The organism is Xanthomonas campestris pv. phormiicola, assembly GCA_025666215.1.
Lineage (GTDB): Bacteria > Pseudomonadota > Gammaproteobacteria > Xanthomonadales > Xanthomonadaceae > Xanthomonas_A > Xanthomonas_A campestris_A.
The window spans coordinates 1,693,650-1,720,494 of sequence record CP102593.1 but is presented as its reverse complement, the minus strand read 5'-3'; the positions used below and the strand labels follow the sequence as shown (position 1 = coordinate 1,720,494).

At 71.1% G+C, this 26,845-nt stretch carries 18 protein-coding genes and 1 riboswitch; of the genes, 10 read left to right on the top strand and 8 right to left on the bottom strand.

The window, feature by feature from the left end; translation table 11 throughout:
• Nucleotides 1-79 precede the first annotated feature (79 nt).
• Complete coding sequence (locus NRY95_06970; protein ID UYC17687.1) at nt 80-3,643, bottom strand: ATP-binding protein; 3,564 nt, start codon at nt 3,641-3,643, stop codon at nt 80-82.
• 180 nt (nt 3,644-3,823) lie between these two features.
• Nucleotides 3,824-7,426 carry an ATP-binding protein gene (locus tag NRY95_06965; GenBank protein ID UYC17686.1) on the bottom strand — a complete coding sequence of 1,201 codons (3,603 nt, stop codon included), beginning with the start codon at nt 7,424-7,426 and terminating at the stop codon, nt 3,824-3,826.
• 236 nt (nt 7,427-7,662) lie between these two features.
• Between NRY95_06965 and NRY95_06960 the strand changes: the two genes are divergently transcribed.
• From NRY95_06960 to NRY95_06950, 3 genes are read left to right on the top strand one after another with little or no spacing between them, the layout of a single operon-like run.
• Nucleotides 7,663-8,325 carry a YceI family protein gene (locus NRY95_06960; GenBank protein UYC17685.1) on the top strand — a complete coding sequence of 221 codons (663 nt, stop codon included), beginning with the start codon at nt 7,663-7,665 and terminating at the stop codon, nt 8,323-8,325.
• Nucleotides 8,322-8,888 carry a cytochrome b gene (locus NRY95_06955; GenBank protein UYC17684.1) on the top strand — a complete coding sequence of 189 codons (567 nt, stop codon included), beginning with the start codon at nt 8,322-8,324 and terminating at the stop codon, nt 8,886-8,888. Before NRY95_06960 ends, NRY95_06955 begins: the two co-directional genes overlap by 4 nt.
• Before the next feature lie 11 nt (nt 8,889-8,899).
• On the top strand, nt 8,900-9,466 hold the full coding sequence (locus NRY95_06950; protein UYC17683.1) for a YceI family protein: 567 nt from the start codon (nt 8,900-8,902) through the stop codon (nt 9,464-9,466).
• A 193-nt stretch (nt 9,467-9,659) separates the two neighbouring features.
• On the opposite strand, the gene NRY95_06945 is transcribed toward NRY95_06950, so the two are convergent.
• Nucleotides 9,660-9,890 (bottom strand): glutaredoxin family protein, encoded by a 231-nt coding sequence (locus NRY95_06945; GenBank protein UYC17682.1) that lies wholly within the window; start codon nt 9,888-9,890, stop codon nt 9,660-9,662.
• A gap of 88 nt (nt 9,891-9,978) precedes the next feature.
• Between NRY95_06945 and NRY95_06940 the strand changes: the two genes are divergently transcribed.
• The 3 genes from NRY95_06940 to NRY95_06930 all read left to right on the top strand — a co-directional run bounded on the left by NRY95_06940 (nt 9,979) and on the right by NRY95_06930 (nt 15,813).
• Complete coding sequence (locus tag NRY95_06940; GenBank protein ID UYC17681.1) at nt 9,979-11,361, top strand: L-serine ammonia-lyase; 1,383 nt, start codon at nt 9,979-9,981, stop codon at nt 11,359-11,361.
• Between the two features lie 336 nt (nt 11,362-11,697).
• Nucleotides 11,698-14,709 (top strand): diguanylate cyclase, encoded by a 3,012-nt coding sequence (locus tag NRY95_06935; protein ID UYC17680.1) that lies wholly within the window; start codon nt 11,698-11,700, stop codon nt 14,707-14,709.
• A 69-nt stretch (nt 14,710-14,778) separates the two neighbouring features.
• Nucleotides 14,779-15,813, top strand: coding sequence for an alpha/beta hydrolase (locus NRY95_06930; GenBank protein ID UYC17679.1), 1,035 nt, complete (start codon nt 14,779-14,781; stop codon nt 15,811-15,813).
• A gap of 22 nt (nt 15,814-15,835) precedes the next feature.
• Here NRY95_06930 and NRY95_06925 read toward each other — a convergent pair whose 3' ends face one another.
• From NRY95_06925 to NRY95_06915, 3 genes are read right to left on the bottom strand one after another with little or no spacing between them, the layout of a single operon-like run.
• Entirely contained in the window at nt 15,836-16,900 is a 1,065-nt protein-coding gene (locus NRY95_06925) for a homoserine dehydrogenase (GenBank protein ID UYC18530.1), read from the bottom strand.
• Nucleotides 16,901-16,920: 20 nt separating this feature from the next.
• Complete coding sequence (locus tag NRY95_06920; GenBank protein ID UYC17678.1) at nt 16,921-18,138, bottom strand: O-succinylhomoserine (thiol)-lyase; 1,218 nt, start codon at nt 18,136-18,138, stop codon at nt 16,921-16,923.
• Complete coding sequence (locus NRY95_06915) at nt 18,135-19,184, bottom strand: homoserine O-succinyltransferase (GenBank protein UYC17677.1); 1,050 nt, start codon at nt 19,182-19,184, stop codon at nt 18,135-18,137. Before NRY95_06915 ends, NRY95_06920 begins: the two co-directional genes overlap by 4 nt.
• A gap of 70 nt (nt 19,185-19,254) precedes the next feature.
• Nucleotides 19,255-19,373: riboswitch (SAM riboswitch) on the bottom strand.
• A gap of 208 nt (nt 19,374-19,581) precedes the next feature.
• On the opposite strand from NRY95_06915, the gene NRY95_06910 reads away from it, so the two are divergent.
• From NRY95_06910 to NRY95_06895, 4 genes are all read left to right on the top strand, one after another.
• A complete protein-coding gene (locus NRY95_06910) occupies nt 19,582-20,526 on the top strand; it encodes a M23 family metallopeptidase (GenBank protein UYC18529.1) in 945 nt (314 codons plus the stop codon).
• Nucleotides 20,527-20,572: 46 nt separating this feature from the next.
• On the top strand, nt 20,573-22,177 hold the full coding sequence (locus tag NRY95_06905) for a peptide chain release factor 3 (protein ID UYC17676.1): 1,605 nt from the start codon (nt 20,573-20,575) through the stop codon (nt 22,175-22,177).
• A 101-nt stretch (nt 22,178-22,278) separates the two neighbouring features.
• Nucleotides 22,279-22,950, top strand: a complete 672-nt coding sequence (locus tag NRY95_06900; GenBank protein UYC17675.1) for a hemolysin III family protein — start codon at nt 22,279-22,281, stop codon at nt 22,948-22,950.
• Nucleotides 22,951-23,011: 61 nt separating this feature from the next.
• Nucleotides 23,012-24,991, top strand: coding sequence for an AsmA family protein (locus NRY95_06895; protein ID UYC17674.1), 1,980 nt, complete (start codon nt 23,012-23,014; stop codon nt 24,989-24,991).
• A gap of 90 nt (nt 24,992-25,081) precedes the next feature.
• Here the strand turns inward: NRY95_06895 and NRY95_06890 are convergent, their stop codons facing one another.
• Nucleotides 25,082-25,510 (bottom strand): CBS domain-containing protein, encoded by a 429-nt coding sequence (locus NRY95_06890; GenBank protein ID UYC17673.1) that lies wholly within the window; start codon nt 25,508-25,510, stop codon nt 25,082-25,084.
• Nucleotides 25,470-26,492: a glycosyltransferase family 2 protein gene (locus tag NRY95_06885; GenBank protein UYC17672.1), complete on the bottom strand. Its 1,023-nt coding sequence runs from the start codon at nt 26,490-26,492 to the stop codon at nt 25,470-25,472. Before NRY95_06885 ends, NRY95_06890 begins: the two co-directional genes overlap by 41 nt.
• Nucleotides 26,493-26,845: the final 353 nt, after the last annotated feature.

The window sequence follows — 26,845 nt, the reverse complement described above, 5'->3', positions numbered from 1 at the left end:
CTCGGGACCGGGGACTCGGGACTCGTGGAAGCACTGTGGAGGCTGGTCTACGAAGTCTGCGGAACGATCCGCTGCGACATCACGCTTTTTCGAGTCCCGAGTCCCCAGTCCCCGGTCCCGGCTCCACCACCGCCTCGATCGCCTCGGCCAGCATGTCCCCGGTCACCGGCTTGCGCAGGAAACCGTCGAAGCCGGCCGCGCGGGCCTGCGGTTCGGCGTCGGCGTCGGTGCGGGCGGTGACCGCGATCAGCGGCATCTCGTAGCCGAACACGCGCAGTTGCCGCGCCAGCGCCAGGCCGTCCAGGCCGGGCAGGTCCAGGTCCAGCAAGGCCACGTCGAAGCTGCTCCCCGCCACCTCGGTCAGCGCCGCCAGGGCATGCGCGGCATGGGTGATGTGATGCCCGCGCGCGCCCAGCAGGCCGCTGACCACTTCGGCGACGGTGGGGTCGTCCTCGACCAGCAGGATGCGCAGCGGCCGCGTCGCCGCCAGCGCCTCGCGCTCGCCGCGCGTGCCGGAATGCAGCGGCTCGGGGCTCCACGGCAGCGGCAGGTCGACGATGAAGCGGGTGCCGACGCCGAGCCTGCTGTGCAGCTCCACGCGCCCGCCCATCGCCACCGCCAGCTCCTGGCAGATCGCCAGGCCCAGGCCGCTGCCGCCGTAGCGGGCGGCGGTGCGCGGGCCGTCGGCCTGCTCGAAGCGCTGGAACAGCCGCGCCTGCTGCTCGGCGTTGATGCCCGGGCCGGTGTCGGCGACCTCGAAACGCACGTCCTGGCGCTCGTGCAGCGGCGCCACGCGCAAGGTCACGCCGCCGCGGTCGGTGAACTTGATCGCGTTGTTGAGCAGGTTGAGCAGGATCTGCCGCACCCGGGTCGCATCGCCGTTGGCGGTCACCTCGGCCGGCATCGCGTTGTCCAGGGCGAAGGCCAGGCCGCGGCTGTGCGCCATCGGCGCCATCATCGCCTCCAGTTCGGCGATCAACTGGCCCAGGTCGAACGGCTGCCGGTCCAGTTCCAGGCGCCCGGCCTCGATCCGCGCCAGGTCCAGCGCATCGTTGACCAGGCGCAGCAGGTGCGCGCCGGCGCGGCGGATCGACTCGGTATAGCCGCGCTGCCTGGGATCCAGCGGCGTGGCCAGCAGCAGTTCGCTCATGCCCAGCACCCCGGTCATCGGCGTGCGCACCTCGTGCCCGAGCGTGGCCAGGAAACGGGTCTTGGCCAGCGAGGCCTGCTCGGCCAGTTCCTGTTTGTGCAAGGCCAGCTGCCACGCATTGCGCCGGCGCAGGCGCCGCCGGTACAGGTAGGACGCCAGCCACAGCGCCAGCAGCGCCAGCAAGGCCAGCCCGGTCATGCCCCAGGGGCTGCGCCACCACGGCGGCAGCACGCGGAAGCGCAGCGTGGTGACCTTCGACCACACCTTGTCGGCGGTGCGCGCCTGCATTTCCAGGGTGTAGTGGCCCGACGGCAGGCGCGAGAACAGGCGCTCGCCGCTGGCGCCGACATCGACCCAGTCCGGGTCGTAGCCGCTGAGCCGGAACCGGTAGGTGTTGGCGTCGGTATCGGAGAACGACAGCAGGCGCGCGACGACATGCAGGTCGCGGTCGCCTTCCTGCAGCACGATGCTGCCGGCATGCAGCAGGTCCAGCGCGCGCTCGCCGCGACGCACGCCGATGCGTTCGATCACCAGCGGCGGCTGCCGCCGCGACGGCACCACCTCCGACGGCTCGAACAGCACCACCCCGTCCGGCGTGCCGCCCAGGATCTGCCCGCTGCGCGCCTGGGTCAGGGTCTGGACGCGGAATTCCTGGTTGGGCAGGCCGTCGTGCACGCTGTAGGAGCGGATCGCCTTGCTCGCCGGATCGACCCGGATCAGGCCGCGCACGCTGCTCAACCAGGCCACGCCGCTGGCATCGACCACGATGCCGTTCGGCGCCAGCGACGGGAACTCCTGCTCGGCGTCGATGCGGTCGAGCAGGCTCAGCCGCCCGCCGTCCCACAGATAGCGTTCCAGGCGGCCGAGACTGGCCAGCCAGACCACGTTGCCGTCGGTGACGGTGAAGGCGCTCAGCGCCCGCGTCGGCGCGCCCGGCACCGGCGCGAAGCGCTCGCTGGTCGCGTCCCAGGCCAGCACGCCGTGTTGGCCGAGCAACCACGGCTGGCCCAGCGGACCGGGCCGGGCATCGTCCACGGTCAGCTCCGAGGGCAGCCCGTCGGCGCCCGGGGCGATGTTGCGCAACACGTGCCCGTCCAGGTCGCGGATCTGCGCGCCACCGACTTCGCCGAACAACCACAAGCGGCCGTCGCTGCCGACCATCGCCCGATCGACATCGCCGGGCATCGGCGCATCGGCGCCACTCTGCTTGCCCCAGCGCCGCACCTCGCCGCTGCTCGGGTCGTAGCGCAACAGCCCCGCCGGCGCCGCCGCCCAGACCCTGCCCTGGCCGTCCTCGACCAGCGCACGCGACCAGTCGCGCCCGAACAGCGCGGTGATGTGGTGGCGCACCGCACCGTTGCCGGGATCCAGCTTGTCCAGCACGCCACGCGTGCCCGCCAGCCACACCCCGCCATCGCGCGAGGCGGCGGTCGCGATGACGTAGGGATTGCCCATCGAGTCCGGATCGTCGACCCGGTACGACAGCACCGAAAACTGCCGCCAGTTGGCCGGCAGGTACCACAGGCCGGCATTGAAGCTGGCGAACCACAGATCGCCCTCGCGGTCCTCGAACGCCAACGACCAATTGGGCTTGACCAGGCCGTGCGCGGAGTTGCTGTACAGCGGCACGTTGCGGATCTGCCCGGCGTCGCTCTCGCGGCCCAGGCCGTCCAGGGTGTCGAACCAGCGATTGCCGTGGCGGTCGTGGACCAGCATCCCCAGCACGCTCTCGCTGGGCAGGTTGCTCCAGTACGGCGCCACCACGTTGCCGTCGGCGCGCAGCAGGCGCGCGCCGCCCTGGCTGGCCACCCACAGCGCGCCGTCGCGCTCGGGCGTCAGGCCCTGCACCTCGGGCCGCGGCAGCGCCGAGGCCGGCAGCCGTTCGAAGTCGTGCCCGGTCCAGCGCGCCAGGCCGCCGCGGGTGCCCACCCACAGCGTGCCGTCGGGTGTGGTCGCCAGCGAGATCACCGCCGGCGACGGCAGGCTGCGCTCGTCGCCCGGCATCGGCATGTAGCGGCTCAGCGCGCCGTCCGGCTGCAGCCGGTCCAGGCCGCCGTTGGCGGTGCCGAACCAGATGCTGCCGTCGGGCGTGGAGGCGATCGCGAACACCGTGGCGCCGCCGATCTGCGGGTAGTTGCTGCGGTCGTAATAGCGGAACGTGCGCCGGTCCGCCGAGAGCATGCCCATGCCGGCGTTCTGGGTGCCGAACCAGACCCGGTTCTGCGCATCGACGTGCACGGTCCAGATCTTGTTGTCGCGCAGCCCGTCCTCGATCCGCCAGATGCGGTAGCCGCGCCCGTCGAACCGCGCCAGGCCGTCGCTGCTGGCCAGCCACAGGTAGCCGAGCTGGTCTTCGGCGAAGCCATTGATGCTGTTGGACGGCAACCCGTCGGCCACGGTCAGCTGGCGCGGCTGCGGGGTCGGCGGCACCGCCGCCACGACCGCCGTCGACCACAGCAGCAGTAGCCCTCCCAAGATCCGTCTCGACCGCATCCTCGTCCCCTTGTGCATGGGCGCCGTGTCCCCCGATGCCCGCCGCCATCGTCGGCGATAAGCGCCGCCGCTGGCAACAGACGGATGGTCGGCGCGGGACTCGGGACCCGGGACCCGGGACCCGGGACCCGAAGCGTCGCATGCGTTGCCTGCGAATCCACTGCACCGTCCGCCAAGACCTTACGCTTTCCGAGTCCCGGGTCCCGGGTCCCGAGTCCCGGCTTCAACCTCCATCGCTGCCCCGATCGCCTCGGCCAGCATGTCGCCGGTGACTGGCTTACGCACGAAACAGGCGAAACCGGCCGCCTTGGCCGCGGCCTCGGCCTCGCCGTCGGAACGCGCCGTCACCGCGATCAGCGGGAAATCGTAGCCGAGCGCGCGCAATTGCCGCGCCAGCGCCAGGCCGTCGAGCGCCGGCAGGTCCAGGTCCAGCAGGCCCAGGTCGAACGTGCCCTGGGTCACTTCGGTCAACGCGTCCAGGCCGTGCGCGGCGCAGACCACGTGGTGGCCGCGGCTGCGCAGCAGTTCGGCCATCACCTGGGCCACGGTGGGTTCGTCCTCGACCAGCAGGATCCGCAGCGGCGCCTGCGCCCGCGCCGGCAGCGGCACCACCGTCACCGCCTCGGCGGCGCGCGGCTGCCAGCGCAGCGGCAGCGTCACCCGGAACCGCGCGCCGTGCCCGAGCCGGCTGTCGACCTGGATGCGCCCACCCATCGCCATCGCCAGCTCCTGGCTGATCGCCAGGCCCAGCCCGCTGCCGCCGTAGCGGGCGGCGGTGCGCGGGCCTTCGCCCTGTTCGAAGCGCTGGAACAGCCGCGCCTGCTGCTCGGCGCTGATGCCCGGGCCGGTGTCGACGACCTCCACGCACAGTCCGTGCCCGCTGTGCAGCGGCGACACGTGCAGCGTCACCGAACCGCTGGCGGTGAACTTGATCGCATTGCCGATCAGATTGAGCAGGATCTGCCGCACCCGCACCGCGTCGCCGTTGACGGTCACCGCGCCCGGCAAGGTGTCGTGGCATTCGAAGCGCAAGCCGCGCGCCTGCGCCAGCGGCGCCATCAGGTTCACCACGTCGGCGATCAGCGCCTGCAACGCGAACGGCTGCAGATCCAGCTGCAGGCGCCCGGCCTCGATCCGCGCCAGGTCCAGCGCATCGTTGACCAGGTGCAGCAGGTGCGTGCCGGCGCGGCGGATCGACTCGGTATAGCCGCGCTGCCTGGGATCCAGCGGCGTGGCCAGCAGCAGTTCGCTCATGCCCAGCACCCCGGTCATCGGCGTGCGCACCTCGTGCCCGAGCGTGGCCAGGAAACGGGTCTTGGCCAGCGACGCCTGCTCGGCCACTTCCTGCTTGTGCAGCGCCAGCTGCCAGGCATGCTGGCGGCGCAGGCGGCGGCGGTAGGCGCGCAGCGAGGCCAGCACCAGCAGCGCGGCGGCGGCGAGCAGCCCGGCGATGCCCCAGACGCTGCGCCACCATGGCGGATACACCCGGAACGGCAGCCGCAGCGTCGGCGACCAGGCGCCGTTGCGGGTGCGCGCCTGCACCTCGAGCACGTGCGCGCCGGCCGGCAACTGCGGCAGCGTGCGCTCGCCGGTGGCGCCGACCGCGACCCAGTCGCGGTCGTAGCCGGCCAGGCGGAAGCGGTAGACGATGCCCTCCGGATCGACGAACGACAGCAGCCGCGCCACCACGCGCAGATCGCGATCGTCCGGCTGCAGGGCGAAGCCACCGCTCACCGGCAGCGCCAGCAACCGCTCGCCGCGGCGCACCTGCACGCTCTCCACGCTCAGCGTCAGCGGCACCGGCGGCGGATCCGGCAACCGCGTATCCAGCAGCACCACGCTGCCATCGGCGGCGGCGGCCACCAGCACCCCGTCGGCGGCCATCAGCAGCCCGCGTTTGACCACCTCCTGGCTGCCCAATCCGTCGCGGGTGCCGAACGCGCGCACCGCAGGCGTATGCCGCGGATCCACCCGGAACAGGCCGCGGCGCGTGCCCAGCCAGGCGCGTCCCTGCTGATCGACGACCAACCCCTGCGACTCGGTCGCCGGTACGCCCTCGGCCGCCGCATAACGGTGCAGCTGGCGCCAGTGCCCGCCCTCGCGGCGCCACAGCTCGAGCCCGGACAGGCGATGCAGCCACAGGGTCTGCGCATCGGCGAAGGCGAACGACTGCACCCGTTCGCCGGCGAACTCCGGCGGCGCGCGGAACTGCCCGGCGGCGGAGTCCCAATAGTGCAAGCGCTCGGCGGCCAGCCACGGCGTGCCGTCCGGCGCCAGATCGAACGCGGCGATATCGGCGGCGGCGGCCAGGCCGCGTTGCGGACCATGGATGTTGTCCAGCACGTGGCCGTCGGCGAGCGCGCGCACCTGCACCCCGAACCCGGGCGCGGCCACCCACAAGGTGCCGTCGGCGCGCTGCCGCAACCAGCTGTTGACGCCGATGTCGGGGGTCGCGTCGGCCGCCGACGTCCGTCCCCACCCCTGCAGCGCGCCGCCGCCGGCAGGACCGCGCAGCAGCATGGCGCTGCTGCCCAGCCACAGCTGGCCGGCCGTATCCTCCAGCACCGACAGCACCCGCACGCCGGGCAGGCCGGGCGTCCACAGCGGCTTGCCGAGCTCGCCGCTGGACGGTTGCAGCCGGTACACATTGCCGCCGGTCCCGGCCAGCCACACACTGCCGTCGCGCGCCGGCGCCAGGCTGGCATACAGGTCCGGCGCCAGGCCGTGCGCCGGCCCCAGCACCGCCAGCCGCCGCCAGCCCGGACGCAGATACCCCAGCCCGCGGGTCGGCAACGACACCCACAGCCCGCCTTCCTTGTCGCGCAGCATGCTCACCACCACATTGGCGCCGGCCACCGCCGCCTCGCCCTCGCCGATGCGGCGCAAGGCGCCGTTGGCCGGCTTGTGCCACAGCCCCTGGCCATTGCCGAGCCAGTAGCCGCCATTGCCGTCCTCGGCCATGCACAGCGCCCCGCGCTGCAACGCGCCGGTCCAGTCGGCGCGCTGCCAGCGGCCATCGTGGCCGAGCCGGTACAGCTCGCCGCCGGCGCTGACCCACAGGCCGTCCGCAAGCGCCATCACCGCCGCGACCTTCTGCTGCGCGTCCGCCGGACCGGGCAACCGGTAGGCGCTGGCGCGCGTGCCGTCGTAACGCACCATGCCCTTGAAGGTGCCGACCCACAGCACCCCGGCGTCGTCGAACCCCAGGCCCACGATCGCGCCGTCGAGCATCGCATCGATCTCGCCGTCGCCGGCCTGGATGCGCTGCACCCGCCCATTCGCGGGCACCCGATACAGGCCGCCGGCATAGGTGCCGAACACCACCTCGTCGCTGCGGCTGGCGATGGCGAACACCTCGTCGCTGCGCATCGCCGGTTGCGTGGCCATGTTGAAATGACGGAACCCGCGGCGGCGGCCATCGAGCATGCTCAGGCCGCCGCCTTCGCAGGCGACCCAGACCCGGTTGCGCGCATCGATGTGCAGCTCCTGCACGTAGTTGCAGCGCAGCGACTGCGGATCGGCGGGATCGTGGCGCCACAGGCGGAACTCGCGCCCGTCGTAGCGGGCCAGGCCGTCGCCGCTGGCGATCCACAGATAGCCGTCGCGATCCAGGGCCAGGCGCGAGATCTCGGTGGACGGCAGCCCCTGTTCGGCGCCCAGCACCCGGAACCGCGGCAGTTCCGGCACCGCCGCCAGCGCGCTGGCGCAGCAGCAACCGGCCAGCACCAGCAGCCAGGCGAGCATCCAGCCGCGGCGCAGGCGTCGAGGACAGGGGATTTGCATCGACATCGGCTCCAACGGCAGTGAACGATCGACGGCGGATGAACACCGGCGCACTGCCGGGGCCGGCCGCACAGCGCGGCCGCTCCGTGCCGCCTGCATGCGGCAGCGTTCTTATACCGCGGGGGGCCGCAAAAGCCCACCCGCCGCGCGACGCAACGAACCATTGCAGCAGGCACCGGCGCAGGCAGCGCGGACTGCGCCTAGAATCCTGGTTACTCCTCTCGCCTGGCCCGCCCATGTTCCAGCGCTGCCTGATCGCCCTGCTGCTGACCTCGCCGAGCGCCGCGCTGGCGGCCCCGGCGCAGTACGCGCTGGACCCGGTGCACACCCGCGTGCTGTTCGCGATCGAGCACGCCGGCTTCTCCAAGGCGCTGGGCACCGTGTCCGGCAGCACCGGCACGCTGTCGTTCGACCCGGACGACTGGCGCAGCGCGCGGCTGGACGCGCGGGTGCCGCTGCAGCGGCTGGACCTGGGCGACGACAAGTGGAACCGCGCCGCGCTGGCGCGCAACCTGGTCGACGGCGAGCATTTCCCCGAGGCGCGCTTCGTCTCCACCCGGATCGAGCCGATCGACGCCACCCACGCCAAGGTGTTCGGCATGCTGGCCCTGCACGGGGTCAGCCGCGAGATCGCGCTGGACGTGACCCTCAACGCGCTGAAGCGGCATCCGCTGCCGCCGTTCCGCCGCACCGTGGGCTTCTCCGCCACCACCACGCTGCAGCGCGCCGACTTCGGCATCGCCGCCTGGCCGTCGGTGATCGGCGGCACGGTCGAATTGCGCATCGAGGCCGAGGCCACCCGCGAGGGCCGCGCCGACGCCGACCCGGCGCCAGCGGCCACGCCCGCCGCCGACACCGCCCCTCCGCCACCCAGCCGCAGCCAGGAATCCACGCCATGACCGCCAGGAACACCGCCGAGCGTTGGGGCGGCGTCAGCCAGACCCTGCATTGGCTGATCGCCGCCTTGATCCTGTTGCTGGGCGTGGTCGGCCTGACCATGGGCGAGCTGCCGAAGACGCCCAGGTACTTCTGGGTGTATACCGCGCACAAATCGCTCGGCCTGACCGTGCTGGCGCTGGTGATCGCACGCCTGGGCTGGCGCCTGTACGCCGGCGCGCCCAGGCCGGTGCCGGGCACGCCGGGCTGGCAGGAACGCATCGCCAGCGCCACCCACGCGCTGCTGTACCTGCTGATCTTCGCCATGCCGCTGTCCGGCTGGCTGTACGACTCCAGCAGCGGCCTGCGCCCGTTCCGCTGGTTCGGCCTGGTCGCCGTGCCCAAGCTCAGCGCGCCCGACGCGCACCTGCGCGACCTGTCGCATGCGGTGCACGAATGGGGCTTCTGGATCCTGATCGCGGTGGTGCTGGCGCATGCCGGCGCCGCCTTCTACCACCACCTGTTGCAACGCGATGCCACCCTGGCGCGGATGTTGCCGCGCGGCTGGCTGCCCCCCAAGTCCTGAGGAGTTCCATCATGTCGTCCCGTTTCGCCTCCCCCACCGCGGTCGCCGCCAGTCTGGTCGCGATGCTCGCCGCCGCCCCCGCGTTCGCCGCCGATTACGTGCAGGCGCCGGGCTCGAGCCTGGTGTTCGCCAGCAAGTACGACGGCGAAGTGTTCACCGGCCAGTTCCCCGGCTTCGACACCAAGCTCAGCTTCGATCCGGCCAACCTGGCCGGCGCCAGGCTCGACGTGGCGATCCCGCTGGCCGGCGCCAAGAGCGGCAATGCCGACCGCGACTCCACCTTGCAGGGGCCGGACTTCTTCAACGTGGCCAAGTTCGCCACCGCCCACTACCGCGCCGACAAGTTCCGTTCGCTGGGCAACAACCAGTACGCTGCCGACGGCACCCTGGAACTGCGCGGCGTGTCCAGGCCGGTGACCCTGACCTTCACCTGGACCCCGGGCGCGCAGCCGGTGCTGGCAGGCAAGGCCACCGTCAAGCGCCTGGACTTCGGCGTCGGCGGCGGCGACTGGGCCGACACCAAGACCATCCCCAACGAAACCGCGATCAGCACCAAGGTCGTGTTCAAGGCGAAGTGATTCGCCACAGGCCGCAGCGGCACGCGGCCACTGGGCGGCGGATTCCCTCGTCGGGTCCGCCGCTTTTTTTGTGCCTGGCGGCTTTTGCGGCCTGGCGCATCCGGCAGGCCGGGCCGAAGCCGGACTGAAAGACGCATTCAAGCGTGAGTCCTGGGGACGCGGCATCGCGTGCGCGCCGCTCGAGCCGAGCGGCTCAGCCCTGCTGCGTCAGCCAATGGCCGACCGCGCCGGCATCGAACGGCCACGCCAGCTCGCGTCCGCCCACATCGCGCAGCACCGGCACCCGCTCGCCGTAGCGCGCCTCCAGCGCCGGGTTGCCATCGATGAAAACGCTTTCCAGGTCGCCCGCGCGCGCCTGCGCCAGGACCAGCAAGGCCTGGTCGCACAGGTGGCAGTCGTCGCGCTGGTACAGGGTCAGGGGCATGGCGGGCTCCGATGCTGCGCTGCGGACGCCCGCGGCGGGCCAGGGGCATAGAATAGACGGTCTTTGGCCTTCCACCTCTCCGGCACGTATGGCTGTCAGCACCTTCGACCTGTTCAAGATCGGCATCGGGCCGAGTTCCTCGCATACCGTGGGGCCGATGCGTGCGGCCGAGCGCTTCGTGCACCGCTGGCTGCTGGATCCGGGCCGGCTCGGCGAGGTGGTGCGGATCCGCGCCGAGGTGTTCGGCTCGCTGGCGCTGACCGGGCGCGGCCACGGCACCGACAAGGCGGTGCTGCTGGGCCTGGAAGGCCAGCGCCCGAACCTGATCGACCCGGACATCATTCCGAGCACCCTGGAGCGCATCCGCAGCAGCAGGCGCATCAACCTGATGGGCCAGCACGAGATCGCCTTCGACGAGAAGCGCGACCTGGCGATGAACAAGCGCCAGAAGCTGCCGTACCACACCAACGGCATGCGCTTCACCGCCTACGCCGCCGACGAGGCGGTGATCGCCACGCGCGACTACTACTCGGTCGGCGGCGGCTTCGTGGTCAACCAGGACGACGCCGCCGACGACCGCATCGTCGCCGACGAAACGCCGCTGCCCTACCCGTTCAAGAGCGGCGACGAACTGCTGGCGCAGGCCGCGCGCAGCGGCCTGAGCATCGCCGCGCTGATGTTCGAGAACGAGAAGTGCTGGCGCAGCGAGGACGAGATCCGCGCCGGCCTGCGCGAGCTGTGGAACGCGATGCAGGCCTGCGTGGCGCGCGGCATCCGCGAGGAAGGCACGCTGCCCGGCGGCCTGCACGTGTCGCGGCGCGCACCGGCGCTGTACCGCGAACTGTCGTCCAAGCCGGAAGCGGCGATGCGCGATCCGCTGACCACGCTGGACTGGGTCAACCTGTACGCGCTGGCGGTCAACGAAGAGAACGCCGCCGGCGGGCGCGTGGTCACCGCGCCGACCAACGGCGCGGCCGGGATCATTCCGGCGGTGCTGCACTACTTCGACCGGTTCTGCCCGGGCAGCGACGAACAGCGCATCTTCGATTTCCTGCTGACCGCCGCGGCGATCGGCATCCTGTACAAGGAAAACGCCTCCATCTCCGGCGCCGAGGTCGGCTGCCAGGGCGAAGTCGGCGTGGCCTGCTCGATGGCCGCCGGCGGCCTGGTCGCCGCGCTCGGCGGCAAGCCGGGGCAGATCGAGAACGCCGCCGAGATCGGCATGGAACACAACCTCGGCCTGACCTGCGACCCGATCGGCGGGCTGGTGCAGATCCCGTGCATCGAGCGCAACGCGATGGGCGCGGTGAAGGCGATCAACGCCAGCCGCATGGCCATGCGCGGCGACGGCAAGCACAAGGTCTCGCTGGACAAGGTGATCCGGACCATGCGCGACACCGGCCGCGACATGCAGGACAAGTACAAGGAAACCAGCCGCGGCGGGCTCGCGGTGAACGTGATCGAGTGCTGAGACGATGCCGCGGGCGCGCCCTGCATGTCCGAGCCGATCGCGCTGCTGCTGCGCATGCACCGGACAGACCGGCGCGCGAACCGGCGCATCGCGGCGCGCCCGCACGATGACACGGCGCAGGCTGCGCGCCACGGCGCCGCGCAGCTGGGATCTTCCTGGATGACAGGCCTTGCCGCGGCCGTCGCGATCGCTGGCGCCGCGCAGGCATTTGCCGCGCTACGGATAAAGATCGGCAGGTCTGCGCCGATAGCGACTTTGACAATACGCCGAGCCGGCACTGGAATGCCCTTGCAGTCCCATCCCGCTTCCTGGTGCACCTGTGCGCTAAAGCTGGCCATGCTCCTGGGAGCGTGGATCTCGCTGGTGCCGACGGCGGCCGCCTTGCAGCCGGACAAGCAGTTCAACCACTACGAACGCCAACGCTGGGGCCTGGAACAAGGGCTGCCGCAACTGAGCGTGCAGGCCTTCGCGCAGGACCGGCAGGGCTATCTGTGGATCGGCACGATGAGCGGGCTGGCGCGCTTCGATGGCGTGCGCATGACCACCTTCGGCGAAAAGGCCCCGGCCAACCTGCCCGGCCCATGGATCAAGGCCTTGCAGGTGGACCCGAGCGGCGACCTGTGGATCGGCACCTACCGCGGGCTGGCGCGCTACCGCGACGGCCGCTTCAGCAACCTGCTGCCGCAGGATCCGCAAGCGCCGCTGCTGAACATCGAAGCGATCGCGGTCGACGCGCAGGGCACGGTGCTGGTCGCGGCGCAGGATGGCGTCTATGCCGTGGTCGGCGACAGGCTGCGCCTGCGTCATCGCATCGCCGACGGCGCCTATGCGCTGCTGCCGCGCGGCGGCGAGCTGTGGGTCGGTACGCGCGGCGCCGTGCTGCGTTTCGCCGAGGGCGGCGACGAGCCGCTGCCGCTGCCGGCCGACGCGCGCGAGGCGCCGGTACGGCAGTTGCTGGACGCGCAGGGACGCCTGTGGGCCGGCAGCCGCGACGGCCTGCTGTTCCGCCGCGACGGCCGCTGGCAGCGGCTGCCCGGCGACCCGGCGCTGACCCGGCGCGCGGTGGAGGCGCTGTCCCAGGATAGCGACGGCAACCTGTGGGTGGGCCTGCCCGGCTACCTGCTGCGCGTGCGCGATGGCGGCATCGTCGAGCAATACGTCGAAGACGATCAGGACGCGGGCGCCAGCGCGATCTTCGAGGATCGCGAACGCAACCTGTGGCTGGGCAGCCGCTGGAAGGGCGCGACCCGGCTGTGGAACGGCTGGACCCGCCGCTACAGCAGCTACGAAGGCCTGAGCGACACGTTGGTGTGGACGCTGGCGCGCGATCCCGATGGCTCGCTGTGGGTCGGGACCGGCCGCGGCCTGGAACGGCTGCGCGACGGCCGCTTTCAACAGGTGCTGCACCGCGAACAACTGCCCGACGTGCCCTACACCCTGCTTGCCGAACCCGGTCAACTGTGGATCGGCACCCGCCGCGGCGCGCTGCTGTACCGCGACGGGCACGCCACCCAGCCGCCGCTGCTGGCGCCGCTGCACGAACTGCAGGTCAGCGGCATCGTCCGCGATCGCGCGCAGCGGCTGTGGTTCGCCACCAGCGACGGCCTGTTCCGCAGCGACGGCGTGCGCCTGCATCGCTACGGCAGCAGCGAGGGCCTGCGCGATCCGCGCATCCGCCTGATCCACGAAACCCGCGCCGGCCGCCTGCTGATCGGCTCCCAGGCCGGCCTGTACGAACTGCGCGGCGAGCGCCTGCTCCCGCTCGCCGAGGCCGGCTCGGCGCTGGCCGACGCCGACGTCACCGCGATCCACGAACTGCCCGGCGGACAGTGGGTGCTCGGCACCCTGTCGGAGCAGCTGTGGGTGTTCGACGGCAAGCGCTGGACCATGTTCGACGAACACGACGGACTGCCGGCCAACGCGGCGTTCTTCATCGCCGACGACGGCCACGGCAGCCTGTGGGTGGCCGGCCTGCGTGGCGTGTACCGGATGCCGCTGGCCAGCCTGCTCAAGCGCATCGAGGTGCCGGGCACGCCGCTGCAGGCCGAACTGCTGCTCAACGAGCGCGGCCAGCGCCACGGCGGGGTGCAGGGCCTGTGCTGCAACGGCGCCGGCAACGGCAAGGGCTTCATCGACAACGGCACGCTGTGGCTGCCCAGCCGCGACGGCGTGGTGACCATGGACACCGCCGGCATCGTCAAGAACCCGGTCGCGCCGCAACCGGTGGTGGAACGGATCCGCGCGCAGGGCCGCTGGATGGCGCCGCAGGCGCTGCGCGACACGCCGTTGCCGGCGCAGGCGCGCGATCTGGATTTCGAGTTCACCGCGGCCTCGTTCCAGGCCCCCGAGAACGTGGAACTGCGCTACCGCCTGGTCGGCTACGACACCCAATGGCGCACCCTCGACGACATCCGCCAGCGCGTGGCCAGCTATACCAACCTGCCCGGCGGCGACTACGTGTTCGAGGTCAGCGGCAGCAACAACGCCGGCGTCTGGGCACTGGCGCCGGCGCGGTTGCCGCTGCGCATTCGGCTGCGCTTCCAGGAGACGCTGTACTACAAGCTGCTGCTGGCGCTGGGCGCGCTGGCGCTGGCGCTGCTCGGCATCGGCATGGCGCGCGTGGTCAACCAGCGCCAGCGCGCGACCCTGGAACGGCAGGTGCGGCAACGCACCGAGGCGCTGCAGGCGGCCAACCAACGCCTGCAGGAAGCCAGCTTCACCGACGACCTGACCCAGCTGCGCAATCGCCGCTACCTGTCGCTGCACATTCCCAGCGACATCGCGCTGTACCGGCGCATGGCCGCCAACGACCAGGACATGCTGTCCTCGGGCATGCTGTTCGCGCTGATCGACATCGACCATTTCAAGTCGATCAACGACAGCGGCGGCCACCATACCGGCGACGCGGTGCTGCAGCAGATGGCGCAGCTGCTGGTCAAGCTGACCCGCGAAAGCGATTACGTGGTGCGTTGGGGCGGCGAGGAATTCCTGCTGGTGCTGCGCTCGGCGCCGCGCGAGAACCTGACCGTGGCCGCCGAGCGCATGTGCCGGGCGATCGCCGCGCATACCTTCGTGCTCGATCACGGCCGCCAGGGCCAGATCACCTGCTCGATCGGCCTGGCCGAATTCCCGTTCGTGCACGATCCCGACAGCCGCCTGGGCTGGGAGCAGTTGCTGATCCTCGCCGACCGCGCGCTGTACCAGGCCAAGGCCAAGGGCCGCAACGGCTGGGCCGCATATCGCCCGGTGCTGGGCACGCAGGCCGAGCAGGTGCTGGCGGCGCTGCACGAACCGGCCGAGCGCATGCAGCACCATGCCTGCCTGAGCCTGGTGCACTCGCGCTGCTGAGGCGCGTTGACGCCGCCCAGGCATGGCCCGGGCTAGAGTCGCGGCGTCCCCGCACGTCTCCCCGCCCGCATGCGCCGATCCTCGCTTCTCGCCGCGCTCGCCGCCGCGCTCCTGCTGCCGCCCTGCCATGCCGCCACGCCCGCATCGCGCTACGGCGCGCAGCTGGAAGGCTTCGACTATCCGTATCCCGTCGCGCGCTACGATTTCGCTTCGCAGCGCCAGCCGTTGCAGATGGCCTACCTGGACGTGGCCCCGACCGGCACGCCGAACGGCCGCACGGTCGTGCTGCTGCACGGCAAGAACTTCTGCGCGGCGACCTGGGCGTCGGCGATCGCCGCGCTGGTCGCGCAAGGCTATCGGGTGATCGCGCCGGACCAGATCGGTTTCTGCAAGTCGAGCAAGCCGCAGGCCTACCAGTTCTCCTTCGCGCAACTGGCGGCCAACACCCATGCGCTGCTGCAACACGCCGGGGTCACCCGGGCGGTCTTCGTCGGCCACTCGATGGGCGGCATGCTCGCCGCGCATTACGCGCTGCAGTATCCGCAGGACGTGAGCCGGCTGCTACTGGTCAATCCGATCGGGCTGGAGGACTGGAAGGCGGCCGGCGTACCGTGGCGCAGCGTCGACGACTGGTACGCGAAGGAGCTCAAGACCGATGCCGCCTCGATCAAGCAGTACCAGCAGAGCGTCTACTACGGCGGGCAATGGAAACCGGAATACGACCGCTGGGTGACGATGCAGGCCGGGCTGTACGCCGGCCCCGGCCACGCGCGCGTGGCCTGGAACCAGGCGCTGACCTCGGACATGGTGTTCAACCAGCCGGTGCTGCAGCGGTTCGCGCAACTCCGCGTGCCGACCACCCTGTTCATCGGCCAGCGCGACCGCACCGCGATCGGCAAGGACCTGGCGCCGCCGGCGCTGGCCAGGACCCTAGGCGACTATCCGGCGCTGGGCAAGCGCGCCGCGGCGGCGATTCCCGGCGCCACGCTGGTCGAATTCGCCGACCTGGGCCACGCGCCGCAGGTGGAAGCGCCGCAGCGCTTCAACGCCGCGCTGCTGCAGGCGCTGGCCGCGCCGAGCGCCGCACCGGATGCTGCGCCGTAGCGGCGCAGCGGATGCCGGCGTTTCAGCGCACCGCGATGCGCAGCACGTCGTCGAGCAAGGCCGCCGCGGTCACCTCGGCCCCGGCGCCGGGGCCCTGGATCAGCAACGGCTGCTGCAGGTAGCGGTCGCTGTGGATGGCGACGCGGTTGTCGGTACCGGCGCCGCTGGCCAGCGGATGCGCCAGCGGCAGCTCGCGCAGTCCCACCGACGCGCCGTGCGCATCGAAGCGGCCGACGAAACGCAGGCAGGCGCCGTTCGCGTGCGCCTGCGCCAGGCGCGTCGCCAGCGGCGCATCCAACGCCGACAACGCGGCATCCACGTCCCGCGGTGCCGCCGCGGCCAGCGCCGCCGGCAGCAGCGATTCGACCTGCACCTGCTCGGCGCGCAGCGGCAGCCCGGCCGCGCGCGCCAGGATCAGCAGCTTGCGGCGCACGTCCTCGCCGGACAGGTCCTCGCGCGGATCCGGCTCGGTATAGCCGGCCGCCGCGGCCTCGCGCACGCACTCGGAGAACGCGCGGCTGCCGTCGTAGCGATGCAGCAGCCACGCCATCGAGCCGGACAGCACGCCTTCCACCGCGTGGATATGGTCGCCGCCGGCAGCCAGCGCGCGCAGGCTGCTCAACAACGGCAGGCCCGCACCGACCGTGGCGCTGTCGCCGTAGTGCGCGCCGGCGGCATGCCGCGCGGCATGGATCTGTTCGGCGCGCGCCAACGCCGCGCCCTGGCCGAGCTTGTTCGCGGTCACCACATGCACCCCGCGCGCCAGCCATTCGGCATGCCGCTGCGCCACCGCCTCGCTGGCGGTGGCGTCGACCACGATGTCGCCGGCACGCAGGTCGGCCGGCTGCGGCGCGCTGCCGCCATCGCCACGCGCGGCGGCATTGGCCACGGCCAGCGCCTGCGCCGGCGCTTGCCGGCACTCCTGCAGGATCCGCGAATTGGCCAGCCAGGCGAACGCCGGCAAGCCGGGGCGGCGCTGCTGCAGCACCTGGTAGCGCGCGACGAAGGCGCGGCCGACCGTGCCGGTGCCGAGCAGACCGAGTCGCGGCAATGCGGCATCGGCGGCCGGCGCCGGCGCCGGCGCTATTGCATCGGCGACGCTGTCGCTCACGCGTCCACCCGTTTGCGCGCCACCGCCTCGCCCGCCTGCTGCGCACGCAGCAGACCGGCCTGCAGGTCGGCGATCAGGTCCTCGCTGGACTCGATGCCCACCGACAGCCGCAGCAGGCCATCGCTGATGCCGGCATTGGCGCGCGCCTCGGCCGTCATCGCCGCGTGCGTCATCGACGCCGGATGCGCGACCAGGCTCTCGACCCCGCCCAACGACTCGGCCAGGGTGAAATAGCGCAGGCCATCGACGAAGGCACGTACCTCGGCTTCGCCGCCGGCCAGCTCGAAGCTGATCATCGCGCCGAAGCCGCTCTGCTGCCGCGCCGCCACCGCATGCCCCGGATGCGTAGCCAGGCCCGGGTAATAGACCTGGTTGACCGCGGCATGCCCGTCGAGCAGCGCCACCACCGCCTGCGCATTTTCCTGGTGCACGCGCAGGCGCGCATCCAGCGTGCGCAGGCCGCGCAGGGTCAGGAACGCATCGAACGGCGAACCGGTCAGGCCCAGCGCGTTGGCCCACCACACCAGCTGCTGATGCAGTTCGGCGGTGGCGGCGACCACCGCGCCGCCGACCACGTCGCTGTGGCCGTTGACGTACTTGGTGGTGGAATGGATCACCAGATCGGCGCCGAAGGCGATGGGCTTCTGCAGCGCCGGCGACAGGAAGGTGTTGTCGACCACCGCCAGCGCGCCGGCCTTGTGCGCGGCATCGATGACGAAGCGCAGGTCGGTGATGCGCAGCAGCGGATTGGACGGGGTCTCGATCAGCACCAGCTGCGGCGACTGCGCCAGCGCCTCGGCCAGCGAGCGCGGATCGGTCAGGTCGGCGGTGATCAGCTCGAAATGGCCCTTCTTGGCCAGCGCGTTGAACAACCGCCAGCTGCCGCCGTACGCATCGTGCGGCACCACCAGCTTGTCGCCCGGCTGCAGCAGCGCGTTCAGCACCAGGTTGATCGCGCCCATGCCGGTGGCGGTGATCACGCCGCCGGCGCCGCCTTCCAGTTCCGCCAGCGCTTCGCCGAGCAGGTCGCGGGTGGGATTGCCGCTGCGGGTGTAGTCGTACTGGCGCTTGTTGCCGAAGCCGTCGAAGCTGAAGTTCGACGACAGCACGATCGGCGGGGTCACCGCGCCGTAGGCGGTATCGCGATCGATGCCGGCGCGCACCGCGGCGGTGGCGGCGCTGCAGGGCAGATCGTTGTCGTGGGCAGTGCTCATGCGGTAGCTCCGGTGGGGCGAAGGGCGGTGGCGAGGATCGCGTCGATGCGGTCGGTTTCTTTCAGGAAGGCGTCGTGGCCGTATGGCGAGCGCAGCACGCGCAGGCTGCCGCGCGGGCCCAGGCCTTCGACCAGGGTGACCAGGTCGGCCAGCGGCACCAGGCGGTCGCCTTCGACCGCGACCACCACGGTCGGCACGGCGACGGCGGCCGGGTCGATGCGGTGCAGGTCGATGGATTCGGACAGGCGCAGGTAGGCATTGACCTGGGTGCGCGCCACGTACTGTGCGCCGGCGGCGTCCAGGTAGTCTTCGGCGGCGACGCGCACGCGGCCGTTGATCACTTCCGGCGGCGCATCGAAGCGCTCGCCGAACTCTTCTGGAGTACGGTAGCTGAGCATCGCGAACTGCCGCGCCAGCGACAGCCCGTGGCTCTCGGCGCACTGCAACTGGCCCAGTGCCACCGCGCGGCGCTGCAGCGCGCGCCACGCCGCGGCATACGGATGCGCGCGGTGCGCACCGCTGACCGCGACCAGTTTCAGCAAGCGCCGCGGGTGCCGCACCGCCAGTTGCAGGCCGACCAGCGCGCCGTAGGAATAGCCGACGAAGCCGTGCAGCTGGTCGATCCCCAGCGCGTCCAGCAGCGCGGCGATCGCATCGGCCTGGTCGGCGCTGTCGATCGGCGCGTCCAGGCTGCCGTCGGCGCCGACGAAATCGAACGCCAGCAGCCGCCGCTGGCTCGGGTCCAGCGTCCGCCCCGGCGCGACCAGGCCTTCGGCCCAGCCCTTCTCGGGGAAGCTCGCGTTGGCGGCGAGATGGCGATGCGCGGAAATGCCGCCGGCGACGAACACCACCGGCGCCTCCGCCGGGCCGCTCAGTTCGTAGCGCAGGCGCAGCAGCTGCACGCCGGCATGGCGCAACGGCAGCGCCACCGCCACTTCGCCGCGCATCGCGATGACGCCGTCGGCAGCCGGCGCAACGGCGGCGGCATGGCGATCGAGCGGGGCATTCACAGCAAGGGGGCGGTTTGGCGTATTCACGAGGCTCATGGCGGTATCCGGGGAGGAACGGCCATCGAGCTTCGCGGAGCTCGCGTTCGACGTGCGGAAGGCACGAATCGAACCATCTTTCGGCGGACGCGGTGGTCCCCGCAGGATTTGGCACCTACACGGTCGCTTGCGCGTCCGCTGGCTGCCCCGGCATCAAAGGGCCTGTCCCTCCGCCGGTCTCGATGGTGACGCCACGATGCCAGCGTTTTTCGGCATTGTCAAATCTCTTTATTCGGATGGAGCGATATAAGGAAGCCGGGATCGCGGCTGCCGCATACTCCGCACCGCGACGGCGCTCCCCACGCCGGCGCCAGGAGCCCCGATGCCCGGCCAGTGCCCGGCCCCCGCCACCGCCCACCACGCCATCGCTCCGTTCCGCGCCGCGCCACGCTGGCCACTGCTGGTCGCCTGGGCGCTGGGTGTCGCGTCCACCCCAGGCGCAGCCGGGACGCTGTATGCGTGGAAGGACGCCAACGGCATCGCCCACTACGGCGACCACGTGGCCGATCCGCAGCGCGCTGCGGCGCCCGAACCGCTGCCGGCGTCGGCGAGCACCGAGCAGCCGCTGGCGCAGTTGCGCCTGGATGGCCAACCTCCACGGCAACAGGCCTGGGCCGACAACCGCCTGGACGGGCCGCTGCAGGTGCAGCTGCGCTCGCGCCGCGCCGACAACCTCGCCGCGGTCCCGGCGTTGCCGCTGCGCGCGCTGCTGCCCGCCCGCGGCAGTGCGCTGCTGTCGCGGCTGTACGCCCGCGACCCACGCTACGCCAACCCGTTCGACCTGCTCCTGGAGGCCGTGCCCGGCGACCCGGCCGCCACGCCGCAGGATGCCCTGTACCGCTTGCCGTTCACCGCGGCGCCGGTGCGCGTCGAGCAGGGCGTGGGCGGCCACTTCAGCCACCACGACGCGCAGAACTACTACGCGCTGGATTTCGCCCTGGCCGAAGGCACCCCGGTGCTGGCCGCGCGCGGCGGCACGGTGATGCAGGTGGAAGCGGGCTTCGCCGAGGCTGGACTGGACCGCGAGACCTTCGGCGGCCGCGCCAACTTCGTGCGCATCCTCCACGCCGACGGCAGCATGGCGCTGTACGCGCACCTGGCGCCGAGCGGCGTGGCGGTGCAGCCGGGCCAGCGCGTCGTTGCCGGGCAACGCCTCGCGCTGTCGGGCAATACCGGCCTGAGCACCGCGCCGCACCTGCACTTCGCGGTGCAGGTCAACCGCGGCATGCGCCTGGAGTCGATCCCGTTCCGCATGGCCGGCGCGCTCGGCGAACTCAAATTGCCGCGCAGCGAGGACGCCGCGGACGGCGCGCAGCCCGTGCCCGGCGCCGCGGCGCTATAATTGCGCTCTTCCCTGTAGCCGTGATCGCCCAGTGGGCGCCGTTGCCATGTCCGATGTTACCCAGGAAGCTGCGCGCCGCCGCACCTTCGCCATCATTTCCCACCCCGACGCCGGCAAGACCACGCTGACCGAAAAGCTGCTGCTGTTCGGCGGCGCGATCCAGATGGCCGGCTCGGTCAAGGGCCGCAAGGCCGCGCGCCATGCGACGTCCGACTGGATGGCGCTGGAGAAGGAGCGCGGCATCTCGGTGACTTCGTCGGTGATGCAGTTCCCGTACGAAGGCAAGATCATCAACCTGCTCGACACCCCCGGCCACGCCGACTTCGGCGAGGACACCTACCGCGTGCTCACCGCGGTGGACTCGGCGCTGATGGTGATCGACGTGGCCAAGGGCGTGGAAGAACGCACCATCAAGCTGATGGAAGTGTGCCGGCTGCGCGACACGCCGATCATGACCTTCATCAACAAGCTCGACCGCGAAGGCAAGGAACCGATCGACCTGCTCGACGAAGTGGAGACCGTGCTCGGCATCCAGTGCGCGCCGGTGACCTGGCCGATCGGCATGGGCCAGCGCCTGAAGGGCGTGGTGCACCTGATCAGCGGCGAAGTGCACCTGTACGAACAGGGCCGCAACTTCACCCGCCAGGACTCGACCATCTTCCCGTCGCTGGACGCGCCCGGCCTGGCCGAACGCATCGGCGCGCAGATGTTGGCCGAACTGCGCGAGGAACTGGAACTGGTGCAGGGCGCCAGCCATCCGTTCGACCTGGATGCCTACCGCGCCGGCAAGCAGACCCCGGTGTTCTTCGGCTCCGGCGTCAACAACTTCGGCGTGCAGCCGCTGCTGGACTTCTTCGCCGAGCACGCGCCGCCGCCGCAGGTGCATGCCACCACCGGCCGCCCGGTGCAGCCGACCGAGGAGAAGCTGACCGGCTTCGTGTTCAAGATCCAGGCCAACATGGACCCGCAGCACCGCGACCGGGTCGCGTTCATGCGCATCTGTTCCGGCCGCTTCAGCGCCGGCATGAAGACCCTGCACGTGCGCACCGGCAAGGACACCAAGCTGGCCAACGCGCTGACCTTCATGGCCAGCGACCGCGAGATCGCCGCCGAGGCCTACCCCGGCGACGTCATCGGCATCCACAACCACGGCACCATCTCCATCGGCGACACCTTCACCGAGGGCGAGGCGCTGTCGTTCACCGGCATTCCCAACTTCGCCCCGGAACTGTTCCGCCGCGCGCGGCTGCGCGACCCGCTCAAGCTCAAGCAGCTGCAGAAGGGCCTGGCGCAGCTGTCCGAGGAAGGCGCCACCCAGTTCTTCCGCCCGCTGATGAGCAACGACCTGATCCTGGGCGCGGTCGGCGTGCTGCAGTTCGAAGTGGTCGCCTACCGGCTCAAGGACGAGTACGGCGTGGACGCCAGCTTCGAGCCGGTCGGCGTGGTCACCGCGCGCTGGGTGCACTGCGACAACCCGAAGAAGCTGGAGGAGTTTCGCGAGAAGAACGCGATGAACCTCGGCATCGACGGCGCCGGCGAACTGGTCTATCTGGCGCCGACCCGGGTCAACCTGCAGCTGGCGCAGGAACGCGCGCCGGACGTGCGCTTCGCCGCGACCCGCGAGCACGCGCACAGCGTCGCGCTGGACTGACGCGGCGCACTGAAGCGACCTGCGCGCGGGCGTGAACCGCGCGCCAATTGCCGCATCGCAACGGATGCGAACCGCTCGCAATTGCGGTACCGTTTCGAGCCATGCAAGCAGACCCGCGGTCCTCGCTCACGAACGCCGACGCGCCGCCTTCTACGGACTGGCGCGACGAACTGGCCAGCGCGCTGACCCATGGCCTGGGCGCGATCGCCGCATTGGCCGGCAGCTCGGTGCTGATCACCCTGGCCGCGATCTACGGCGACGGCTGGCAACTGGCCGGCGCGATCGTGTTCGGGGTCGCCTTGCTGCTGCTGTACACCGCCTCCACGCTGTACCACGCCATCCCGCATCCCGGCGCCAAGGCGCGGCTGCAGGTGCTGGACCACTGCGCGATCTACGTGCTGATCGCCGGCACCTATACGCCTTTCACCCTGATCGGCCTGCGCGGCCCCTGGGGCTGGGGCCTGTTCGCGGCGATCTGGACCATCGCCCTGGCCGGAGTGATCTTCAAGCTGTTCTTCACCGGCCGCTTCCGGCTGCTGTCGACCATCCTGTACCTCGCCATGGGCTGGCTGATCGTGGTGGCGATCGAACCGCTGCTGCGCTCGGTCGATGTGCGCACCCTGTGCTGGCTGCTGGCCGGCGGCCTGTTCTACACCTTGGGCACCTACTTCTACCAGCGCGACACGGTGCGCTACTTCCACGCGATCTGGCACCTGTTCGTGCTCGGCGGCAGCGTCTGCCACTTCGTCGCGGTGACCGGGCAAGTGCTCTAGCGAAGCCTGGCGCGGCCCGCGCTTTCGCACCCCGTGCACGCCTGCCGCCTAGTATGGCGGGATGGATCGCGAACCCACTTCTGCAGTACGTGGCCGGCGCCGCTCCTGGCCCTGGCGCCGTCCCGACGGCCGCTTGCGGCGTTGGCCGTTCGCCCTCGGCGCGCTGGTGCTGGTGCTGCTGATCGTCATCCTGGTGTTCGACTGGAACTGGTTCAAGGGCCCGGTGGAGCGTGCGGTACAGGCCAAGACCGGCCGTGCCTTCCACATCGACGGCAATCTCGACGTCGACCTCGGCAGCACCGTCACCATCCGCGGCGATCGCCTGCGCTTCGCCAACGCGGACTGGTCGAAACAAGCGCAGATGGCCAGCGCGCAACGCGCCGAGATCGATCTGGCGCTGTGGCCATTGCTGCGCGGCAAGGTGCGCATTCCGGAGATCCGCCTGACCCAACCGAAGCTGCTGCTCGAGACCGGGCCGAACGGGCAACCCGGCAACTGGAGCTTCGGCAGCAACGACGGCGGCACGCAAGTGGTCCTGGGCCGCATGCTGGTGCAGCAGGGCCGGCTGCGTTTCCAGGACCTTCCCGGCCGCACCGACATCGACGTCAGCGTGGACAGCCTGACCTCGCAGCGCCGCCGCGGCGATGCCGCGCCGCCGATCGCGGTCGCCGGCGATGGCCGCTGGCGCGGCAACCCGTTCACGCTCAAGGGCAGCACCGCCTCGCCGCTGGAACTGAGCGAGAGCGACCATCCGTTCAAGATCGACCTGCGCGGCAGCGCCGGCAGCACCCGCGCACACATGCGCGGCACGCTGACCAATCCGTTCCAGCTGCGTGTGTTCGACCTGCAGCTGAGCCTGGCCGGTACCGATATGGAACACCTGTATCCACTGCTCGGCATCGCCATTCCCTCCACCCCGCCCTACCAGCTCGACGGCCGGCTCAAGCGCAACGGCGAAACCTGGCGCTACGAGGACTTCAGCGGCCGCGCCGGCGACAGCGACCTGGCCGGCAGCGTGCAGATCGACACCGCCGGGCAGCGCCCGTTCCTGCGCGCGGACCTGCGTTCGCGGCGCCTGGACTTCGACGACCTGGCCGGCTTCGTCGGCGCGCCGCCGCGCACCGGCGCCGGCGAGACCGCCAACGCCGAACAGAAGGCGCAGGCGGCCAAGCTCGCCGCCAACAGCAAGGTGCTGCCGTCCACCCCGTACGACCTGGGCAAGCTGCGTGCGATGGACGCGGACGTGCGCTGGAAGGCGCAGCGGATCAACGCGCAGACGCTGCCGCTGGACGACATGGACGCGCACCTCAAACTCAACGACGGCGTCCTGCTGCTGCAGCCGCTCGACTTCGGCGTGGCCGGCGGCAACATCCGCTCCGACATCCGCATGGATGCGCGCAAGCCGACCATCGCCACCCGCGCGCAGATCTCGGTGCGCGGCATGCAACTGGGCAAGCTGTTCCCGGACGGACAACTGGCCAAGGAAGCCTCCGGCGCGATCGGCGGCGAGATCGCGCTCGCCGGCACCGGCAACTCGATCGCGCAGATGCTCGGCAGCGCCGACGGCAGCGTCGCCATCGGCATGGGCAAGGGCCATATCAGCAACCTGATCATGGAACTGGCCGGGCTGGACATCGCCGAATCGCTGAAGTTCCTGATCACCAGGGACCGCGAGATTCCGGTGCGCTGCGCGTTCGGCGATTTCGCGGTCAGGGACGGGGTGATGGACGCGCGCGCCCTGGCGTTCGACAGCACCGACACGCTGCTCGTCGGCAGCGGCAACATCGACCTGGGCGAAGAGAAACTGGACCTGCTGCTGAAGGCGCGCCCGAAGGACCGCAGCATCCTGTCGCTGCGCTCGCCGCTGCGCGTCGGCGGCACCTTCAAGGATCCGACCTTCCGCCCCGACTTCAAGGCCCTGGGCATGCGCGGCGCGATCGCCCTGGCGCTGGGCAGCATCGCCCCGCCGGCGGCGTTGCTGGCGACGCTGGAAACCGGCCCGGGCAAGGATGCCGATTGCGGCGGTCATTACGCCAAGTAGCCGGGACTCGGGACCGGGGACTCGGGACTCGGAAAGTCAAAAGCCCCGCTCTTGCTTTTCCGGGTCCCGAGTCCCCGGTCCCGAGTCCCGTCAACTCGCGATATAGCGCTGCAACTGGTCCAGTTCCTGCCGCTGCTCCTCGATCACCGCCTTGACCAGGTCGCCGATCGAGATCACCCCGACCACCGCGCCGGCCTGTACCACCGGCAGATGGCGGATGCGCTGCCCGGTCATCAGCTCCATGCATTGCTGCACGCTCTGCGACGGGTCCACCGTGTACACCTTCGTGCTCATGATGTCCCGCACCGGCGTGGTCGCCGAAGAGCGGTCCTGCAGCACCACCTTGCGCGCATAGTCGCGCTCGGAGAGGATGCCGGCCAGGCGCCCGTCCTGCATCACCAGGACCGCGCCGATGCCCTTGTCGGCCATCAGCCGCAGCGCATCGACCACCGCCGCATCCGGCGGCACCGCGTGAACCTCACCGCCCTTGTCGCCCAACAACTGTCGTACCGTACGCATCGCTGCCTCCCGGTTCGCTGGATCGCACGGCCGAGGATACTCCTCCGGCCGGCGCGCGCCAGCTGTCGACCAGATACAGCGGCCGCTGCTTGGATTCCTCGTACAGCCGGCCCAGGTATTCGCCGATCAGCCCCAGCGCGATCAGCTGCGCGCCGCCCAGGAACAGGATCACCGCCATCATCGTCGGCCAGCCGGCGACCGGATCGCCCCACAGCGCCGCCTTGATCACGATCCAGGTGCCGAACACGAACGCGGCCACCGCGGTCGCCAGCCCCAGATAGGTGGCCACCCGCAGCGGCGCGGTGGAAAAACTGGTGATGCCTTCCAGCGCGAAGTTCCACAGCCGCCACAGGCCGAACTTGCTGCGCCCGGCCAGGCGCGGCGCACGCCGGTACGGCAGCGCCATCTGCCGGAACCCGACCCAGCCGAACAGGCCCTTCATGAACCGATGGCGCTCGCGCAACTGCGCCAGCGCCGCCAGCGCGCGCGGCGACAGCAGGCGGAAATCGCCGGTGTCGGCCGGAATCGGCGTCTTCGACAGGCGCCCGATCACCCGGTAGAACATCGACGCGGTACCGCGCTTGAGCCAGCCCTCGCCGTCGCGCGCAACGCGGGTACCGTAGATGTCGTCGTAGCCGTCGCGCCAATGCGCGACGAACTGCGCGATCAACTCCGGCGGATCCTGGCCGTCGGCGTCCAGCAGCATCGCCGCGCCGTGCTCGACGAAGTCCAGGCCCGCGGTCAGCGCCAGCTCCTTGCCGAAATTGCGCGACAGGCGCAGCGCTCCGACCCGCGGATCGGCCGCGGCCAGCGCCAGGATCACCTCCCAGGTCGCATCGCGGCTGCCGTCGTCCACGTACAGCACCCGCCCCTCCAGGCCATCCACGCCATCGAGCGCGGCGAGGATCCGCGGCTGCAGCAGCGGCAGGGTCTGCGCCTCGTTGAAGGCAGTGACGACGACGGTCAGGCGCTCGGGTTCCATGTGCCGATGGTACGGAGCGGCCTGCGCGATCACCAGCGGCAGGGCACGCCTGACGAGAAACTGGAGTCGCTCACTTCTCCCACCGGGACCTGTTCCCTTCTCCCACCGGGAGAAGGGGCCCCGAAGGGGCGGATGAGGGTACGGGCAAAGCCTCGTGCGCCCAAATTGCACAAGACGCTTCGCCCCCTACCCTCACCCCAACCCCTCTCCCGATGGGAGAGGGACTAAACCCAGCGCCTCCGCAGCGCCATGCCGAAACCCTCGACCACTTCCTGGCAGGCGGTGTCCGCCTTGCGCATGGACGGCTCAGGCAGGCACGAAGGCATAGCCATGGGCTGGTGCCCGAGCGCTCA

Excerpts from the sequence above, each read along its gene's own strand:
- NRY95_06970 (UYC17687.1), bottom strand. The coding sequence starts at position 3,643 with ATGCGGTCGAGACGGATCTTGGGAGGGCTACTGCTGCTGTGGTCGACG.
- NRY95_06965 (UYC17686.1), bottom strand. The coding sequence starts at position 7,426 with ATGCAAATCCCCTGTCCTCGACGCCTGCGCCGCGGCTGGATGCTCGCC.
- NRY95_06960 (UYC17685.1), top strand. The coding sequence starts at position 7,663 with ATGTTCCAGCGCTGCCTGATCGCCCTGCTGCTGACCTCGCCGAGCGCC.
- NRY95_06955 (UYC17684.1), top strand. The coding sequence starts at position 8,322 with ATGACCGCCAGGAACACCGCCGAGCGTTGGGGCGGCGTCAGCCAGACC.
- NRY95_06950 (UYC17683.1), top strand. The coding sequence starts at position 8,900 with ATGTCGTCCCGTTTCGCCTCCCCCACCGCGGTCGCCGCCAGTCTGGTC.
- NRY95_06945 (UYC17682.1), bottom strand. The coding sequence starts at position 9,890 with ATGCCCCTGACCCTGTACCAGCGCGACGACTGCCACCTGTGCGACCAG.
- NRY95_06940 (UYC17681.1), top strand. The coding sequence starts at position 9,979 with ATGGCTGTCAGCACCTTCGACCTGTTCAAGATCGGCATCGGGCCGAGT.
- NRY95_06935 (UYC17680.1), top strand. The coding sequence starts at position 11,698 with ATGCTCCTGGGAGCGTGGATCTCGCTGGTGCCGACGGCGGCCGCCTTG.
- NRY95_06930 (UYC17679.1), top strand. The coding sequence starts at position 14,779 with ATGCGCCGATCCTCGCTTCTCGCCGCGCTCGCCGCCGCGCTCCTGCTG.
- NRY95_06920 (UYC17678.1), bottom strand. The coding sequence starts at position 18,138 with ATGAGCACTGCCCACGACAACGATCTGCCCTGCAGCGCCGCCACCGCC.
- NRY95_06915 (UYC17677.1), bottom strand. The coding sequence starts at position 19,184 with ATGAGCCTCGTGAATACGCCAAACCGCCCCCTTGCTGTGAATGCCCCG.
- NRY95_06905 (UYC17676.1), top strand. The coding sequence starts at position 20,573 with ATGTCCGATGTTACCCAGGAAGCTGCGCGCCGCCGCACCTTCGCCATC.
- NRY95_06900 (UYC17675.1), top strand. The coding sequence starts at position 22,279 with ATGCAAGCAGACCCGCGGTCCTCGCTCACGAACGCCGACGCGCCGCCT.
- NRY95_06895 (UYC17674.1), top strand. The coding sequence starts at position 23,012 with ATGGATCGCGAACCCACTTCTGCAGTACGTGGCCGGCGCCGCTCCTGG.
- NRY95_06890 (UYC17673.1), bottom strand. The coding sequence starts at position 25,510 with ATGCGTACGGTACGACAGTTGTTGGGCGACAAGGGCGGTGAGGTTCAC.
- NRY95_06885 (UYC17672.1), bottom strand. The coding sequence starts at position 26,492 with ATGGAACCCGAGCGCCTGACCGTCGTCGTCACTGCCTTCAACGAGGCG.